The following is an 18851-nucleotide window of genomic DNA, read 5'->3' as shown; positions in this document are numbered from 1 at the left end:
TAAGGGCCACTTCGATATTTTTTAAATAACGTCATGCTATTTACTAGCGATTGGATTAAGTGACACTCCGATTGTTGAGATGGGCACTGTCATATGACCTAGAACTTTTTAGATCATATCAAGGCGCTGATTAGGTATAGGCAGACCATGAGCCAACTCAGCAAGAGTAAGTTCAAGATTAATGCCAAATAAAATATGTCTAAAAATCATAACCTTGACTTTGCTTTTACTTGAGCGTGAGCAATTTATTGCCCTGAGAAGCAAGATCTTGCCCAACAGGGTAAGAACTTGCTTGAAGATTCGCTTGAGAATGGCACCAATAAGACATGAAGTTAAAGTGATATTAACGATTTTAAAGGTGGTCTCTTCCGTGAGGTAAGCCCAAATCTAATTGCGGCCCTAGGGGAACAATTTGAGTGGGATTGATACTGGTATGGCTAAAATAGTAATGACGCTTGATGTGATAAAAATCGGTGGTCTGCGCGATTCCTTCCACTTGATAGAGTTCTTTAAGGTAACCATTGAGGTTGGGATAATCGGCTATGCGCTGCTTGTTGCATTTAAAATGACCAACATAGACCGCATCAAAACGAATCAATGTAGTGAACAAACGCCAATCCGCTTCGGTTATTTGGTTACCCGCTAGGTAGCGATGCGTTTCAAGATGGCGTTCAACGCGATCAAGTGCACTAAACAATTGCTCGTAGGCTTCTTCATAAGCCTCTTGGGTAGTCGCAAACCCACAACGATACACGCCATTATTAATGGCCGGATAAATATAGTCATTCCACTCATCAATTAAGCTACGTAGATGCTGCGGATAGTAATCATCCACATTACCAGTAAGCCGATCAAACTCGTGGTTAAACATGCGGATGATCTCTGACGATTCATTGCTGACGATGGTTTGTGTTTGCTTATCCCACAACACAGGCACCGTTACGCGGCCGGTATAGTCGGCTTTTGCTTGTGTGTAGATCTGATGCAAACGAGTATGGCCAAATAGTGGTTCAGGCAAACCCATTTGCCAACCTTCGGTGAGCATATCAGGACAAACTACCGTCACGTCGATGTGCGGCTCCAATCCTTTTAGTGTTCGTAAAATAAGCGTGCGGTGAGCCCAAGGGCAAGCAAGAGAAACATAAAGATGGTAGCGACCTGATTCAGGTTGAAACTTGGCTTGTGGATTGTCTTGTACCCAGTCACGAAAACCAGCGTCTTCTCGCACAAATTTACCACCATTTGATTTGGTGTCGTACCACGTATCATGCCAAATACCGTTTACCAACTGTCCCATTATCTTGCTCCTCAATCGTTTCAATAATGATCAGTATAATCATCAATGATTGATAGATAAGCGGAAGAAATTGCAGAAGATGTTCAATTTTTTCAAATGACAACAAACTAAGTAGATTAATTATTTAGCCGATAAAAAACGCCCACTAAAGTGGGCGTTTTTCATGTACGTAACATTTAACAGCGAACGTTATACTTGAGGGTTCATATAACCATCTAATACTGCGACAGTATTATGGCCAAGGTCATCCACCGCATAGCCACCTTCAAATACAAACAAGGTTGGCAATTGCAACTGGCCTAATTGACGACCAATTTCAGCATAGTTATCACGGTTTAGTTTGAAGTAGCTGATTGGATCGTGCTCGTAGGTATCCATACCCAAAGAGATAACCAAGGCATCCGCGCCAAACTGTTGGATTTTTTCCAACGCGGCTTGCAATGCTGGGCCATACAAAGTCCAGTCGGTTTTGCCTTGTGGCAACGGCAGATTGAGGTTAAATCCTTCACCAGCGCCCTCTCCCACTTCATCAGCAAAACCAATATAGTGCGGGTAATCGTAATCTGGATCGCCATGAATAGACACAAACAACACATCGTCACGTTGATAGAAGATGCTTTGCGTACCATTACCATGATGGTAATCAACGTCCAAAATCGCGACTTTCTCTTTACCTTGACGACGCAGTGATTCAGCAGCAATCGCAGCATTGTTGATATAGCAGTAACCGCCCATTAAATCTGGCGCTGCATGGTGACCCGGTGGACGGCACAGTGCGAATACCGATTGCTCTCCTTGCATGATCAAATCAGCCGCGGTTAACGCACAATCTGTGGCAGACTGAATCGCTTGCCAGCTGGTCTTGGTGATCGCTGCCGTCATGTCGAAACTGTAGTAGCCCAGCTTACCTTCGATATCTTTCGGGATACGATGGCGCAAATGGCGTGGACTAATAAAACAGTACGGCGAAGCATCGTGCTCGCTACCGAAACGCGCTTCCCACTCAGACCATGCTGATTGCAAGAACTCAACATAATCAGCGGTATGAACCCACTGCATTGGTTCGGTGCCATAACTGTTAGGCGCAATCACACTGAAACCGCCATGCTGGTCAATCGCGTTTAGCACCATGTCTGCACGTTCAGGTTTTTCAAAGCACGCAGTTGGTTCACCAGAAAGAAACTCGTATTTCACGCGGTGTAAACGCTGCTTTTCGCTGTAAATAACTTTCACTACTTCTTAAGCTCCATCCAGTAACGCTCATAAGATCCTACTGCGTCACCGACACTACCAAGAAATTGGCCTTTTTGTTTAACGTCTGCTGGCGGGAAAATGATTTCACTATCGCGAATTTCTGCCGGTAGATGTGTCAGTGCCTGTAGATTTGGCACAGCATAGCCGATCTCTTTCACGACCGTCGCCTGATTTTCTGGCTCAAGTAAGAAGTTAATGAAAGCATAAGCCGCTTCTTTATTCTGTGCTTTTTCTGGGATCACGATGTTATCCATCCAGAAAATCGCCCCTTCGCGTGGGTAAACAAAGCGAATCGCTGGGTTTTCTTGCTGGGCGCGGTAAGCCGTGCCGTTCCATTGCATTCCCACATTCACTTCACCAGTGATCAGTGGCACGTGTGGTGCATCTGAATTGAACACCATAACGTTAGGTTTTAAGCTAGTTAAGCGCTCATACGCTTGTTGCAATTCCTCGGCATCTTGAGAGTTCACGCTATGACCGCCTAAGATCAATGCCATACCCATTACATCACGCACGTCATCGGTCAGCAGCAGTTGGCCTGCGTACTCACTGCTCCACAAATCTGCCCAGCCAGTAAGCTTACTACCGTCGATCACTTCAGAATTATAACCGATGGCAGTACTGCCCCACATATAAGGCAAAGAGTAGCTGTTTTGTGGATCAAAGCTTTGATTCATGATGCTGGAATCTAGCTGTGCGAAAGTGTCGATTTTCGACTTATCAATACGATGCAATAGTCCATCATTCGCCAGTTTGGATACGTAGTAGGTCGACGGAACTACGATGTCGTAACCTTCCCCATCGATAAGCTTAAGCTTAGCGTACATGGTTTCATTACTTTCAAACGTCGCGTAATTAACTTTAATACCGGTTTCTTCAGTGAAATCTTCAATGATCGATTGAGGAAGATACTCAGACCAGTTGTAGATATTAAGAGTGGTAGCAGACCAAACAGGCGAAGAAGAGAGAAGGCCGACTAGGGCCGAAGCAACAAGAGTATTTTTCATTTACGTTAACATGCTATCAATGTGTCATAACGCGATATTGCGCGCGGCGGATTAAATAGCAGTCTCAAAGTGAGATCAAGCGCATGCCATATAGTTTATTGATATAGTTCACAATTATAATAAAACCACAATTTAATAGTGGCTTTTAGTGCCAATTTAACGTTTGCATTCTCACCAGATAAAAAAAGCGCGACCTACAAAGAAGCCGCGCTTATGCCTGTCACAGGCGAAATCGTAGTGACAACTTAATTCAAATCTCTAGACGCTGACGTTCAAACAAGCCACAGCATGCACATCTGAACCTTGTAATTGTGGCTTTTTCTGTGCACAAATCTCGGTAGCTTGCGGGCAACGAGTACGGAACACACAACCTGATGGTGGATTGATTGGCGAAGGCAAATCGCCTTCCAACATTTGGATGGTTTTCTCGCGTTCCAACTTTGGATCAGGAATTGGCACCGCTGACATCAAAGCGCGCGTGTAAGGGTGCTTAGGATCGGCAAATAGCGCGTCCGATTCACCCAACTCCACTTCGTTGCCTAAGTACATCACCAATACACGATCAGAGATGTGCTTCACCACAGATAAGTCATGAGCAATAAATACCAGCGACAAGCCAAGCTCTTTTTGCAATTCTTTCAACAGGTTAACTACCTGAGCTTGAATTGAAACATCCAAAGCGGATACCGGTTCGTCACAGATGATCATTTTTGGTTTTAAGATCAGTGCGCGTGCAATACCAATACGCTGACACTGACCACCAGAAAATTCATGCGGATAGCGGTTAATCACGTTCGGTAGTAACCCTACCTTAGTCATCATCTCTTTTACGCTGTCTTTAACCTGTTGCTTTGAAAGCTCTGGGTAGAAGGTTTCTAGTGGCTCTGCAATGATGTCGCCAACGGTCATACGCGGGTTGAGTGACGCCAGCGGATCTTGGAAGATCATCTGAATTTCTTTGCGCGTTTCACGGCGTTGCACACTGCGCATTTTAGTCAAATCTTGACCTAGCCACACCACTTCGCCTTCCGTCGCTTCAACCAAGCCAATAATGGCGCGAGCAAAGGTGGATTTACCACAGCCGGACTCACCCACAACGCCTAAGGTTTCACCCTCATACAAGCGAACATTGACGCCATCTACCGCTTTCAAGCTGGCAGGTTTGGCCCATGGCCATGCCGATTTAGAGGCAATGCTGAAGTGAACTTTAAGATCTCTAACGTCCAGTAGTAATTTTTTATCTGTGCTCATCGGTTCCAAGCCTCCCAATCAGAAAAACACGCGCGCTGACGATCATCGCCAAATGGCAACAAGATAGGCGCTTCTTGCGAACAACGCTCGGTAACGCGGTGACAACGTTCTTGATATGGACAACCGGTTGGCAAACGCAAAAGGTTTGGCGGGTTACCCGGAATCGTTGGCAGCACATCCCCTTCCGTATCAAGGCGTGGGATCGCTCTTAATAGACCTTCTGCATACGGGTGGCTTGGGTTATAGAAAATATCATCCACCGAACCATATTCCATGGTACGGCCGGCATACATCACCAGTACTTTGTCACATGAACCGGCAACCACACCCAAGTCGTGCGTGATCATGATAATCGCCGTGTTGAACTCTTGTTTCAGCTCGTTAAGCAAATCCATGATTTGCGCTTGAACCGTCACATCAAGTGCGGTGGTTGGTTCATCGGCAATCAACAATTTAGGGCGACACAACAACGCCATTGCTATCATCACACGTTGGCGCATACCGCCTGAAAACTCATGTGGATACATGGTGATACGTTTACGCGCTTCAGGGATTTTTACCGCTTCCAGCATGCGTACTGATTCTTCAAACGCTTCTGCTTTCCCCATACCTTTATGCAGCATCAGCACTTCCATCAGCTGGTCACTGACTTTCATGTATGGGTTAAGTGAGGTCATTGGATCTTGGAAAATCATCGCAATTTGCTCAGCACGAACTTTGTTTAGCTCTTTTTCTGGCAAATTAAGAATTTCACGACCTTCAAACTTAGCACTACCGGAAATAATGCCGTTCTTCGCTAACAGGCCCATAATGGCAAACACCGTTTGTGATTTACCAGAGCCTGACTCACCCACAATACCAAGGGTCTCACCTTGATTGAGTGAAAAATTCAAATCGTTAACTGCGGTTACAATACCATCTTGAGTGGTAAACTCGACGCGCAGATCTTTGACATCTAATAAGCTCATCTTCGCTTCCTTATCATCGTTATTATTGATTATCTGTCTTTAGGATCCAGCGCATCGCGCAAGCCATCACCAACGTAGTTGAAGCAGAATAGAGTCACAACCATGAACGAGGCTGGGAATGCCAGCTGCCAGATTGCAATTTCCATCGTTTGCGAGCCTTCTTGTAGCAGCGCGCCCCAACTTGTCATCGGCTCTTGAACACCAAGACCAAGGAATGAAAGGAAAGATTCCGTCAAAATCATGCTTGGGATAAGTAAGGTTGAGTAAACCGCTACAATACCCAAAACGTTCGGCACAATATGACGAGTGATGATTTTCCAGTTACTGACACCACACACATGCGCCGCTTCAATGAACTCTTTGCTGCGTAAACTCAGTGTTTGACCACGTACAATACGCGCCATGTCGAGCCATGCAATCGCACCGATCGCAACGAAAATCAGCACGATATTACGACCAAAGAAAGTGACCAAAACAATCACAAGGAACATGAATGGTACGGCGTACAAAATCTCTAGAATACGCATCATAATGCGATCCACTTTACCGCCGATAAAACCAGAAGCGGCGCCGTAAAGCGTACCAATCAATACTGCAACAAAGGCGCCCATCACACCCACCATCAAGGAGATGCGGCCACCAACCAAAGTACGGACGTATAAATCACGGCCTAAACTGTCAGTACCAAACCAGTGCTCAGCATTCGGTCCAACGTGCATGGCATACCAATCCGTATCATCAAAGGCATACGGGGAGAACATTGGCAAAAAGACCACCGCCAATGTCATCAACACTAAAATAAACAAGCTCACCATCGCCGCTTTATTACGCATAAAGCGGATACGAGCGTCTTGCCATAAACTGCGACCTTCAATTTCTAAGTTTTCTGAGAACTTCTCGATCGCTTCAAGGTTTTCTTTTTTCGTCAACATAACCATACATCCCTGCTAGTAGCGAATTTTCGGGTCGATCATTGCTAGTAAAATATCAACGATGGCGTTGAATAGAATAAAGAGGAAACCAATCAAGATGGTGACCCCCATTACTAGCGAATAGTCACGGTTGAAGGCAGCATTCACAAACAGCTTACCTATACCCGGTAGACCAAAAATGGTTTCTACCACAACCGAACCGGTGATGATGCCGACAAACGCAGGCCCCATGTATGACACTACAGGTAACAATGCAGGTTTTAGTGCGTGTTTCACCACGATATACGGGTAGCTCAAACCTTTCGCACGCGCAGTACGAATAAAGTTACTGTTTAAGGTTTCAATCATTGAACCACGCGTAATACGCGCGAAGGTGGCAACGTAAAGTAAAGACATCGCGATAACAGGCAGCACGAGATATTCGAAACCACCATCTTGCCACCCACCAGCGGGGAATATTTTCCAATGCAGTGAAAATAGATAGATCAATGCCGGCGCTAATACAAAGGAGGGCAATACCACCCCGAGCATCGCCGTCGACATAATGGCGTAGTCAACAATGCTATTTTGCCGCAGGGCAGCAAAAGTGCCGATCGAGACGCCAAGAATAACGGTGAAGATAAAGGCAATCACGCCCACTTTCGCCGAGACAGGCAATGCATCGGCCATCAACTCGTTAACTGAGTAATCAAGGTATTTAAAAGACGGGCCAAAATCACCTTGGATAACGTTGGTTAGATAGGTGAAATATTGCTCAGCGACCGGCTTATCGAGGCCGTATTTCGCTTCAATATTAGCCATGACTTCTGGTGGTAAAGGACGTTCGCTTGAAAATGGGTTACCCGGGGCGAAACGCATGAGAAAGAAAGATACTGTGATCAACACCAACATAGTTGGGATCGCTTCAAATATCCTTTTTGCGATGAATTTAAGCATAAACTCACTCTTTCAGTCTGTGACAGTAAAATATAGGAATGTGTACCTGGCGAGAGACGCAGCTATCCCGCTTAGTCTCTCGATAAACCAAGGTACAATTGGCCACTGCATACGCTCAACACGTTATACAGTGGCTCTATTTTTATAGTTCTATCGGGTGAATAATTACTCGATGATGTAAAGATCTTTCGAGTAGATTTTCTCTTCTGGGTTGTTTGCTGGGAAGCCGCCAACCTTAGGAGACAGTAGACGTGATTTCACGTACTGGTAGATAGGTGCGATAGGCATGTCTTTCGCCATCAACTTCTCAGCTTCGCTATAAAGGGCTTTACGCTCTTCTTCTGAAGTAGAAGTGATCGCGCGCTCCATCAAATCGTCGTACGCTTTGCTATCGTAGTGAATACCACCGGTCGTGTTGCCGCTCTTCATTAGAGTTAGGAACGAAGACGCTTCGTTGTAGTCACCACACCAGCCAGCACGCGCAATTTCAAAGTTGCCCGAATCTTTAGTTGATAGGTAGGTTTTCCACTCTTGGTTTTCTAGAGTGACATTAAGACCTAGTGATTTTTTCCACATAGAACCTAATGCGATAGCCACTTTTTTGTGGTTCTCAGAGGTGTTGTAAAGCAGAGTGAATTTCAGTGGGTTATCTTTTCCGTAACCCGCTTCTTCTAGTAGGCGTTTCGCTTCTGCGTTACGCTCTTGTTGACTCATCTGACCGTATGCAGGCATTTCTGGATCAAAGCCGGCAGTGATTTCAGGGGTTAGGAAATACGCAGGTTTTTGACCTTGGCCCATGATGGCATTAGCAACGATGTTACGGTCGATGGTGTAAGAAACAGCCTGACGAACACGAACATCATCAAACGGTGCTTTCTTAGTGTTGAATAGGTAGTAGTAAGTACAAAGGTTACCCACCACAGAAACAGACTCTGGGTGATCTTTGCTCAGACGCTTGAAGTGCTCTAAAGGCAATTCGTTAGTAAAGTCGATTTCGCCTGACAAGAAACGGTTCATTTCCGTTACTTGGTTTTCGATTGGCAAGAAAGTAACTTGGTTTAGTACCGTCTTGTCATTATCCCAATATTGTTCATTACGTTTTAGAACAAGACGCTCATTCACAACCCATTTATCAACGACAAATGCACCGTTGCCCACAAAGTTTTCAGGCTTAGTCCATTGGTCACCAAATTTCTCAACCGTTGCTTTATGAACTGGCTTAGTTGTGGTGTGGCCCATCATCATCACGAAGTATGGTACTGGCGAGTCTAACTCAACCACTAAGGTTTGATCATCCAGCGCTTTCACGCCCAACGTGCTCTTATCCGCTTTACCAGCAATGATATCTTTCGCATTCTTCATCTTGGTGTATTCCATGTACCAAGAGTAAGGAGATGCGGTCATAGGATCAACAGAACGCTGAAAACTGAAAACAAAATCGTGTGCGGTTACTGGATCGCCATTAGACCATTTCGCATCTTTGCGTAGGTGGAAGGTGTAAGTTTTGTTGTCTGCCGTTTCCCAAGTTTCAGCCACGCCTGGGATAATATTACCGTTTGCATCTTGGCCCACTAGGCCTTCTAGCAAATCAGCAATAACATGCGATTCAGGTACACCTTGAGATTTATGCGGGTCGATTGTCGCAACTTCAGTACCGTTACCACGAACCAGTTCTTGTACTTGCGCAAGTTTAGTGCCCGCAGGAACGTCTGCAGCGATTGAAACAGTAGAAGTGGCCGCTACGGCCAGACCAGCGCCTAGAAGAAGGGCTTGGGTAATTTTATTCTTATACATGTGTAAAAACTCCAAGTTTTTTTATTGCATCCATGACTCCTTTGCAAGTCCACTTGAACGATAGTGGTTTAGTTTTAAGTTGCTCAATAAATAAGCATAAATAACTAAAACCTTACAAAGATTGTGGCACATATTAGCAATCCCCAAAGTAATTTTCCATAAAAATGTATTAAAAAATTGAATAATTCCTCACAATTAGTTCATAACCACAATAAAACACTACAATAAAATCGAAAATCGATATTTTAAGTCAATTTGCAATAAGGTTGCAGAGTGAGACTCTAAAACCAATAGATTTGTTGATATTTTTCGCACTCAACACAACTGCCAACCCAAAGCCATTAACAACACGGTCACAGCGCATTCATTAACGCCACCCATTTAGTTAAACTAAATTTTCAATCGTGCTAAAAACCACCGATATGAGCAACTTCAATAAAAACCAAAAGTGCGTAATTATTTAGATTTTTTCACTAAAAAGTCAGATACAAAAAAGCCCCTCTTAAATAGAGGGGCTGATTCACATCAATTTAATTTATGGCTGTTGACGCGTTGGGGCAATAACCACTTCGCGTACGCACACGCCTTGCGGTTGCGCGTAAGCATACTCTACTGCACGAGCAATATCGTCAGCCGCTAATACGCCACCCATCTGTTCTTTCCAATCCCCGTACCCATCTTTAATGTCTTGATTGCTAGTGTGGGACAACAACTCTGTCTCAACCGCTCCTGGAGCAATCGTCGTGACACGAACATCAAAGTTGGCTACTTCTTCACGTACATTTTCAGAGATAGCATGTACTGCGAATTTAGTACCACAATACGCCGCATGATTTGGAAAGGTTTTGCGGCCAGCCACAGAGCTAATATTAATAATCGTACCACTGCGACGGGCTTTCATCGGAGCCAATACTGCCTGCATGCCGTTCATTAAGCCGATAACGTTCACGTCAAACATACGTTTCCATTCATTGGCATCTTGTACATCTAACTCGCTCAACAGCATCACACCGGCATTATTCACAATGCAATCTGCTGCGCCAAACTGCGCTTCTGCTTTCGTAATCGCCGCTTCAAATGCCGCTTTGTCCAGAACATCAACTTTTTCGCATAAAGTATTCGGCAAATTAAGTGACTCTAAGCGTTCCAAACGACGCGCAATCAACAACAGTGGGTGACCAGCATCGCTCATGCGACGTGCGATTGCTTCACCAATACCTGAACTTGCACCTGTTATAACAACGAGCTTTTTCATGTTGTTCTCCAAAGAGTTAAATCAATTTTAGTCAGAAGTCAGGGGCTCTCCCCTGTTGATGGCGCTATATTACGAAAGCCTCTATCGTTGATATATAGCATTTAAGTTCACTCACTGTTGCACCTGTGCAACAATGAGTGAATTGCTCCATAAAACGAAAGAGTTACAGAACCCTCACGTAATTTGTATGGTGAAGACGTATCGTGTTTCGTTAGCGAACATTAAATCTGCTACCACTAAATTTAGGCCAAGATTATGCTCAATCAAATCAACCTTGCCGATATCCGTTCGTTCGTGCTCATCGCGCAGCTTGGTAACTTCACCAAAGCAGCGGATGCCTTGGCGGTATCGCGTTCGCACGTTTCACGTCAAATTACTGCGCTTGAAAAACAGATGGGCGTCACGCTACTAACTCGCACCACACGAACTCTGCGTTTAACCCAAGCTGGTGAACGCTTTTATCGCCAATGTGAAACGGCTCTGCATCAAATTGATCAAGCCCTGATCGCCGCCATTGACGACACTGAACAAGTGCAAGGCTTGTTGCGCGTTAACTGTGTTGGTGGCTATTTAGGAGAAGAAGTGATCGCAGCAGCCATTGCTGATTTTCTCTCGCTCCATCCTCAAGTCACGATAGATTTGGACTTCTCTAGCCATCGTATTGACCTCATTGACGACCAATTTGATATCGCTTTTCGTATGGGTAATCTGGAAGATGCAGGGTTTGTCGCCAAGCATTTAATGGATATCGATATGGTCACGCTCGCAAGCCCTGACTATGTCGCTCACTACGGTGAACTCACACACCCTAAAGAGCTGCAACAACATCGGACTCTTACTGGTTCTGTCACCAAGTGGAGTTTTGTTGATCCTGAATCCACCAATAGACCGGTTGAAATTCACGTCAAAGGAAAGCTGACCTGTAAAAATGGACGGGCCTTAATCAAGGCGGCAAAAATGGGCAACGGCATTATCCGAGTCCCTAAGGTGTATTGTGAGAAAGAGATTGCAAGCGGCGAGTTAATCGAACTGATGCCAGAGTGGAAAATAGCCTCTGTGCCTTTTTCAGCGATTTTCCATAAAGATCGCTACCAACCCAAACGTTTGCGATCATTCCTCGATTTTATGCGCCACCGATTTCAGTAATGCCAACTTGATACAAATCCATCTAGTTGCGCAACAAAACAGCACGCTTATCACGTGTAGGACAATTCCTACACGAGGTAAATGACTGTTTTTAAAGGTTAAATTTAAGTTTCATTTTTACTTTGCCCTTCGAGTATTAGCTGATAAAATCGCCGCCCGAATTTATCCTGAGTACCCCCCTGAACGTGTTTCGATTTGCCTTAATCTTTTTCGCCTTTTTAAATGCCACTCTATTTACGACAACAAGTTATGCAGACGAATTTAATCACGACCGTTTGGTGGTTGGCATGCCTGAAGAAAAATGGGCTCCCTACTGGGGAGGAATAGATAATCCGTCAGGCCTATACCATGATTTTCTACTCACGCTAACCGAAGCGCTAGGGCTTGAATTAACTTATCGTGGCTACGATGATTTTGAAAAACTGTTTGCGGCCATCGAAAATCATGATGTTGATGTCACTCTTGGATTCGCAAGTAGCCAATCGCGTAATCAGCGATTTAACTTTTCCGCCCCTCTGATTTCGTTGAAAAAAATCATTTGGCTGGCTGACGAGACTCTACAATACAAAGATCCCGCGTCTTGGACTTGGGTGTGCGTGCGCGGTGGCGAAGATTGTGAAGCTTTGGAAAAGTTTGGAGTTTCAAAGTTTGTCACCTCAAATAAGCTCAATGTTGTGGCGCAAATGCTACGCCACAACATGGCTGATGCGACGATTACCACCCTGATGGAAGTTAATCAGTACATTCTTGATCCTCGTCATTCGAAAGGTCGAATCTTCCTTCAACATGATATGGGTAAAGCCGAAATTGGCCTAATGATGGCAAAAGATCGCCCCCAAATTAAACAGATTTTCAATTCCGTAATTGCAGAACACAAACTGCCACTAGCGAATATAAAACTGTCTAACTTATATGTGCTTAACGAAATGGCACATTGGCAGTTATTACAAAACCAACAAAAAAATGCGACCATTCGCTATACGATCACCGAACAGAGTTACCCTCTCTCCTATGTCGACGATAAAACGGGCGAAGTTAGAGGTTATGTTCATGATCTATTAAGGCTTCTAGAACGCAAAACACTATTTGAATTTGAATACGTGCCCGCTAACGGTCGTAATATCGAAGAGATGCTAGAGCAAGGACTGGTTGATGTACTACCTGGACGCAACGTCTATAGTATTGATCATGATAAGCAGTTGATTACAGAGAGCTACGCCGCAATTGAATATGGCTTAATCAAAGCCAAAAATTCAAATAGCAAAAGAGTGCTTGCTGTATTAGACCGCACCGATACGCTGCATCAACAAATAAGAGATATCCAACAACATGAACCTGTGGTTGTTTACTCAAATGCCGCCGACATGTTAGTCGATTTTAACAAAGGCAAGATCACGCATTTACTGTTAGATCGCGAAATCATAGAAGACTATTTATATAGTCCAACGACCAGTCAGTTTGACTCTCTGCCTAAGCCTGACTACATGGATTTCGAAATCCCTCTAGTGATGTCAGTTCGTCAAGATTCAGCGCTACTGCTAAATATGCTATCACGCATGCTCGCGATCACCGATCACGACGAAATTGCAGCCCTAAGGGAAAGCCATAGTAAATTATTTGTTAACTATGGCTACAGCAAAAACGTCGTTAATAGCTATGTCATCTGGGCGTTGTTATTGGTTACTGTGTTTGTCTTAGTTGGCATTACGATTTTGTGGATGTTATCAGGGCGATTAAAACGTACCCAAAAAATCAACCAGTTATCACAAAGTGAAATCAGTTGGCTTTCAACTCTACTTGATAGTATGCCAAGTATTATTTTTATCACTGATGAAGACGAAAAAATTGTCTTCACAAACTCGGCCTATCATGGACATGTTAAAAGCTGTGAAAAACACATTGACGCTAGTACGAAGAAGCGTTGTGACTTTATTACTGATGTTATGGCGACAGAAACGAATGAAGTATTGCATTACCCTCAATGTGACTGTTGGTTAAGCGGCCATTATTTTCATATCCGCCATCAAGCGATTATTCACCCGGAGCTTGGGTCAAACCATCGTATGACGATCATTGATGACATCACCACAGAAAAACAATTTGAAGCGGATTTGCAGCTATCTAACGAAAAAGCGATGCAAGCCATTGAAGCAAGAAGCCATTTTCTCGCTGTGGTAAGTCATGAATTGAGAACCCCGATTGCCGCGATGATGGGCTTAATGGAACTTCTGCAATTCAACTTGAAAAATCAGCAAGATGCCGAGCTACTTAAAAACGCGATTCACTCCGCGCAACGATTAAAGCGACAAGTAAATGAGATTTTGGATTTTTCCAAAATAGAAGCGCGACAGCTACAAATCGATATTCGTCGCCATAATGTTTATCAAGAGCTTTGCCCATCACTACGCAGTTTTGAAACGGCTGCAAAAGTGAAAGGGTTGGAGTTTATTTTGGATTGGCACCCATCAAAGATACATCAAGTTGATTTTGATGCGATGCGAGTCAATCAAGTTCTGGCTAATTTGCTCTCTAACGCACTGAAGTTTACTAAAACTGGGCAAATCACAGTCACAATTGTCCATTCTACGGAGTCAATGACGATCACGGTCGCCGATACCGGATGCGGCATGACACCTCAGCACCTAACCACGGTTTTTGAACCTTTTGTCCAGGCTGACAAGGGGATTTCTCGCCGTTTTGGTGGCACTGGATTGGGGATGAGCATTACCAAAAACTTAATTGAGTTAATGGATGGTAACATTGATATACATAGTGATTACGGTGTTGGAACAAGCGTAATCTGTACCATTCCTACCCAATATCATACCCAGCGTATCGTATTGGCGAATGATGCGCTCGCTAACAATACCCTGGAAGCTAAGTGGCTCTCGGTTTGGCAAGAAAAAGAGGCACTCCCTCTCAATGCGAAGCCACCCATTGAGAATGTCTATCCCGATAAACTTTTCGAACTTTGGGTGGCGAATTCTCATGACGAAGTAAAGGCGGCTAAAACCATCAATGATACTTACGGTGTTGTACTGGTTGCTGATGACGATGTAATTAACCAAATGTTACTGCATAAACAGTTAACCCGATTAGGGGTGAATGCCCATATTGTCAGTAATGGCCAAGAAGCTCTCGACTATTTACAACAGCACACCGAGTATGTGTCTTTGGTGCTCACTGATTGCCATATGCCAATTATGAATGGCTTTGAATTAACGGAGATAATCCGTTCTAAACCCGATTCCTTTGGGCAACTTTCCGTGATTGGTTGTACCGCAGAGGATTCTCGAATGGTGACAGAGAAAGCTCAGGCATGTGGTATGAATGAAGTACTATATAAACCCTATACCTTAGACGAGCTTCGTCGTACTCTTATTCAATATTTAAGCGTCGGTAACAGCAACGCCCAAAATCGCGATGTTGCGCACAATGAAAAAAGTAACATTAATTGGCTTTTGACGGGCAGTGAGCAAGAAAATATGGAGATGGCGTTAGTCGTTGTCGACTCATTTAAAAAAGAAATACTCGCCTTAAAAAGTGGTACTAAAGACGATAAGTCGATCATTCACCGCATTAAGGGATCGTCTGCATTACTGAACATGGAAGAGCTAACAGCATTGGCTAAAGCATTTGAAACAACGGAGGTTGAAAACGACAAAAGCGCGCTCAAACAACGCATTATTTTTGAGCTAAACGCAATAATAGATAACGTGACACAGTGGCTGGAAACAAGGCAATAGCATGAAAATACTAATCGTTGAAGATGACATAATACAGGCAACTAAGCTAAAACTGTCGCTTATGGCTTTGGGTTATCATCAAGTCGTTCTTGCTCGCGATGCTCAATCTGCCTTAGAAATCTGTCAAAGAGAAAACATCGATTTCATCATCTGTGACATTAATTTGCCGGATATGGATGGTGTGCAGTTCCTTGCCACTCTCTCAAATTACTCCATTGAGATTGGCGTCGCCATTCACAGTGCGATGCGAGAAGATGTTATTGAGCTAACCAGCAACATGTGTATCGCTGCCGGCTTCAAGTTTGTCGACACCATCACAAAGCCACATACCGTTGCGGCTTTAAATGTGGTGTTTGAACGCTACAATAATCGCAAGCTGCATTCAACTGAAGACGCCAATCACATTACACTCCGTGATCAAGAAGTCATTGATGCATTTGAACAAAACTGGTTTGCGAACTACTACCAACCGCAGTTTAGTGCCCATACTCAACGCATCGTCGGTGTTGAGTCATTAGTTCGTTGTTTGCACCCACGCTTTGGGGTTCTTACACCGATCAGCTTTCTTGATACGATCCAAAACTTAGGCATGATTGATCGCCTATTTTGGCATGTCGCCGAAAAAGCCATTGCGGCCATTGCACTGCTTCACAACGAGATCAGCCTATCAATTAATGTGACGCAGTCAAACTTTGAAAATGATATGTGTGACAAGCTATTAGCACTGTGTGAACAATACCAGTTTGATCCTAAACGCTTGGTTCTGGAGCTTACAGAACACGAGGTTTACCGTTATTCTCGTAACTCACTTGCCAACCTTGCTCGTTTACGTATGCATGGTATTTGCCTATCGATTGATGACTTTGGTACTGGTCACGCATCACTGAGCCAATTGGCCATTCTGCCCTTTACCGAACTCAAGATTGATCGTAGTTTCATTAAAGATGTCACCAGTAACTTCCGTAACCAACAACTCACCAGCATGTGTATTCAATTGGCTAACTCACTAGGCTTACACTGCATCGTTGAAGGTATTGAAGACGAAGCCACCTTGCAGTATCTCAATGGCCTGGGCATTGATAGCTACCAAGGGTTTTATGCCTGTAAGCCACTGCCTATTTCTGCGCTCTGGGAATATATCGCCCACTCGATCGAATTGGAGCAAAGCCAAGCGCAAGATGCGCCAATGCACAACGCAGTGATACTCAGTTCCAATACGGCTTCATCTCATGCGATTAGTAAGGCGATGGCAAAAGATGACTTGTTTGGCAATATTTTTACCTATAAGTCGATCACGCAGCAGCTTGAGAATAATGACATTCAAAAAGTCAGTTTGCTGGTGATTGATATCGACTTTATTGATGCCGATGTCAACGATCTGCTGCTGCATCTAAATAGCACCAATTTCATTGGTTCGGTTTGCTTGCTGGAAGGCAACAACCCGGTTAAAAGCACCATCACTAATCATAACTATCACTGTTTCAAAGCGAATAAGAACCCTCGTTACATTAAAACGATCGCTTCAACGTTGATTGACCGTGATAAGAGCAATATTCAAAAAATCTATCAGTTGCTCTCTACCCAAGAGATCAACGTCGCTAACTTGCTGTTAAAAGGCTTCAATAACAAGAAAGTTGCCAGCACATTAGATATTAGCGAGAAAACGGTAAGCACTTATAAAAACAGAATATTCAATAAGTTAGAAATTAAGTCCATCGTAGAATTGGCACAATTTAGATAATAGACAATGAATCAATTTTCTTCGCTTAGGGTGTTAATCGTTGATGACGCCTCAATTGTCGTCGTCACCATAAAAAGCATGCTGCTTAAATTGGGGTTCAATGACCGTAATATCACCTATTGTTCAAGCGCAAGAGCAGCCATGCAGCTTGCTCGCCAAGAGCAATACGACCTTATCTTGTGTGATTACAATCTAGGCCGAGGTATCACGGTAAACAAGTGTTTGAAGAGATGAAACACTACAATCTGTTGCACGAGAAAGCGGTATTCATCCTGATCACGGGAGAAAGCTCTGCCACAATCGTGCACTCGATCATTGAACTGAAACCCGATGATTACTTGCTCAAGCCATTCAACATTATGTCGCTACGTGAACGTATCAATTCTTCGGTCACGCGCAAGCATGCTTTGTATCAGCTATTTACAGCTCAACTTCGTCATCAATATCAGCAAGGTGTTGGATTGTGTGATGATTTGCTGCCTTTTTATCCTGAATACCAATTTACGATTGCACGCTTTAAAGGCGAGTTTTTAAGCCGTTTGCAATTACATGATCAATCAAAAAGTTTGTATGAAAACATTTTGTCTCGCAAGCAATGTGACTGGGCCACCATCGGTCTCGCCAATTCTTTAATGAATCTAGGTGAGAAAAAAACCGCACAAAAGATGATCAACAAGCTTTTAACGACCAAGCCCAATAACACCTTGGTTCGCACGGCGGCGGCTAATATAAGTTTGATGAACAGCGAAGTACCAACGGCGATTCGTCACTTTGAACTTGCTAGTAAGATCGTCAGAGGTAACTCAGAAAGAGAATTAGTGATCACCAATTTATGTATTTCGGTTGGTGACTATCAAAGTGCACTCGAGCGATACCGCACTTACATTGAAATCAACAAAGAGACTTATCGCAACACCATTTATACTAAAATAAACATGGTGCGAATCCTCTTGTATGCTTGTTTCCAGTCCACCCCAGAACTGAAAGTCGCTCGATTAAATGAAGCGAAAAGCCTCTATAGCCAAATCATTGGGATGCGCGAAGCAAGTAAGCTTCAGCCAGAGTTAGATCTATTGCTCGCCCATATCGCCTTAGAAGAGCAGCAATACAACCTAGCGATCAGCACACTAAATAGCATTCACCGCCAAAAGCAATTTCATCACTTCTATCCTTTGCATCAGTTTGCTTGGATTTTAAACCGTATGAATTTTGACAGTGAATTCGCTCGTCTGATCCCACGTTGCAGTGAAGTGATTCACACCGATCAGAATGAAAACATCTTCGCTAGCCAAATGACGATGCTCAATCAATTACAACAAGCGAACGTTGATAAATTGGAATGGTTAGAAGGGAAGCACAAGTATATTCAAGCCAACCGAATGACGCTGAGTGAATTGATTAAAATCTACATCGAAATCAATCAACGCTGCCCATTTTTACAATCCGTCTGTATGAGCATTATCAAGTTACTGGCGAGGCGCTGGCCCAAAGATGGTGACTACGCCCAGTTGATGCAAGTCGCTT

General features: G+C 43.9%; 14 protein-coding genes. 5 read left to right on the top strand and 9 right to left on the bottom strand.

Annotation, left to right across the window (positions count from 1 at the left end; translation table 11 throughout):
* Positions 1-352: 352 nt before the first annotated feature.
* The 9 genes from RH85_RS13955 to RH85_RS13915 all read right to left on the bottom strand — a co-directional run bounded on the left by RH85_RS13955 (position 353) and on the right by RH85_RS13915 (position 10694).
* The gene (locus RH85_RS13955; protein WP_006713345.1) at positions 353-1297 is read right to left on the bottom strand and encodes a glutathione S-transferase family protein; all 945 of its coding nucleotides are present in this window, start codon (positions 1295-1297) and stop codon (positions 353-355) included.
* A gap of 189 nt (positions 1298-1486) precedes the next feature.
* Positions 1487-2530, bottom strand: coding sequence for a histone deacetylase family protein (locus RH85_RS13950; RefSeq protein WP_006713344.1), 1044 nt, complete (start codon positions 2528-2530; stop codon positions 1487-1489).
* On the bottom strand, positions 2530-3558 hold the full coding sequence (locus RH85_RS13945) for an ABC transporter substrate-binding protein (RefSeq protein ID WP_006713343.1): 1029 nt from the start codon (positions 3556-3558) through the stop codon (positions 2530-2532). Before RH85_RS13945 ends, RH85_RS13950 begins: the two co-directional genes overlap by 1 nt.
* 258 nt (positions 3559-3816) lie before the next feature.
* A complete protein-coding gene (gene oppF, locus RH85_RS13940; RefSeq protein ID WP_005596060.1) occupies positions 3817-4809 on the bottom strand; it encodes a murein tripeptide/oligopeptide ABC transporter ATP binding protein OppF in 993 nt (330 codons plus the stop codon).
* The gene (oppD, locus tag RH85_RS13935) at positions 4806-5777 is read right to left on the bottom strand and encodes an ABC transporter ATP-binding protein (protein ID WP_006713342.1); all 972 of its coding nucleotides are present in this window, start codon (positions 5775-5777) and stop codon (positions 4806-4808) included. The genes oppF and oppD overlap by 4 nt, the downstream gene beginning before the upstream one ends.
* A gap of 29 nt (positions 5778-5806) precedes the next feature.
* Positions 5807-6709 (bottom strand): oligopeptide ABC transporter permease OppC, encoded by a 903-nt coding sequence (gene oppC, locus RH85_RS13930; protein ID WP_005596058.1) that lies wholly within the window; start codon positions 6707-6709, stop codon positions 5807-5809.
* 15 nt (positions 6710-6724) lie between these two features.
* Positions 6725-7645, bottom strand: coding sequence for an oligopeptide ABC transporter permease OppB (oppB, locus tag RH85_RS13925; RefSeq protein WP_005596057.1), 921 nt, complete (start codon positions 7643-7645; stop codon positions 6725-6727).
* A 165-nt stretch (positions 7646-7810) separates the two neighbouring features.
* Positions 7811-9439 carry an ABC transporter substrate-binding protein gene (locus tag RH85_RS13920; protein ID WP_006713341.1) on the bottom strand — a complete coding sequence of 543 codons (1629 nt, stop codon included), beginning with the start codon at positions 9437-9439 and terminating at the stop codon, positions 7811-7813.
* 535 nt (positions 9440-9974) lie between these two features.
* Entirely contained in the window at positions 9975-10694 is a 720-nt protein-coding gene (locus RH85_RS13915; RefSeq protein WP_006713340.1) for an SDR family oxidoreductase, read from the bottom strand.
* Between the two features lie 255 nt (positions 10695-10949).
* On the opposite strand from RH85_RS13915, the gene RH85_RS13910 reads away from it, so the two are divergent.
* The 5 genes from RH85_RS13910 to RH85_RS13895 all read left to right on the top strand — a co-directional run.
* Complete coding sequence (locus tag RH85_RS13910) at positions 10950-11840, top strand: LysR family transcriptional regulator (protein WP_006713339.1); 891 nt, start codon at positions 10950-10952, stop codon at positions 11838-11840.
* Positions 11841-12127: 287 nt separating this feature from the next.
* Complete coding sequence (locus tag RH85_RS13905) at positions 12128-15586, top strand: hybrid sensor histidine kinase/response regulator (RefSeq protein WP_006713338.1); 3459 nt, start codon at positions 12128-12130, stop codon at positions 15584-15586.
* 1 nt (position 15587) lies between these two features.
* A complete protein-coding gene (locus RH85_RS13900) occupies positions 15588-17327 on the top strand; it encodes an EAL domain-containing protein (RefSeq protein WP_006713337.1) in 1740 nt (579 codons plus the stop codon).
* 6 nt (positions 17328-17333) lie between these two features.
* Positions 17334-17561 (top strand): response regulator, encoded by a 228-nt coding sequence (locus RH85_RS23495; RefSeq protein WP_241210403.1) that lies wholly within the window; start codon positions 17334-17336, stop codon positions 17559-17561.
* A partial coding sequence (locus tag RH85_RS13895) for a response regulator (RefSeq protein WP_241210402.1) occupies positions 17558-18851 on the top strand: 1294 nt, incomplete at its 3' end. The genes RH85_RS23495 and RH85_RS13895, both read left to right, overlap by 4 nt.

Source organism: Vibrio ichthyoenteri ATCC 700023 (genome assembly GCF_000222605.1).
Taxonomy (GTDB): domain Bacteria; phylum Pseudomonadota; class Gammaproteobacteria; order Enterobacterales; family Vibrionaceae; genus Vibrio; species Vibrio ichthyoenteri.
This window is presented reverse-complemented; position numbering and strand designations above follow the sequence as displayed.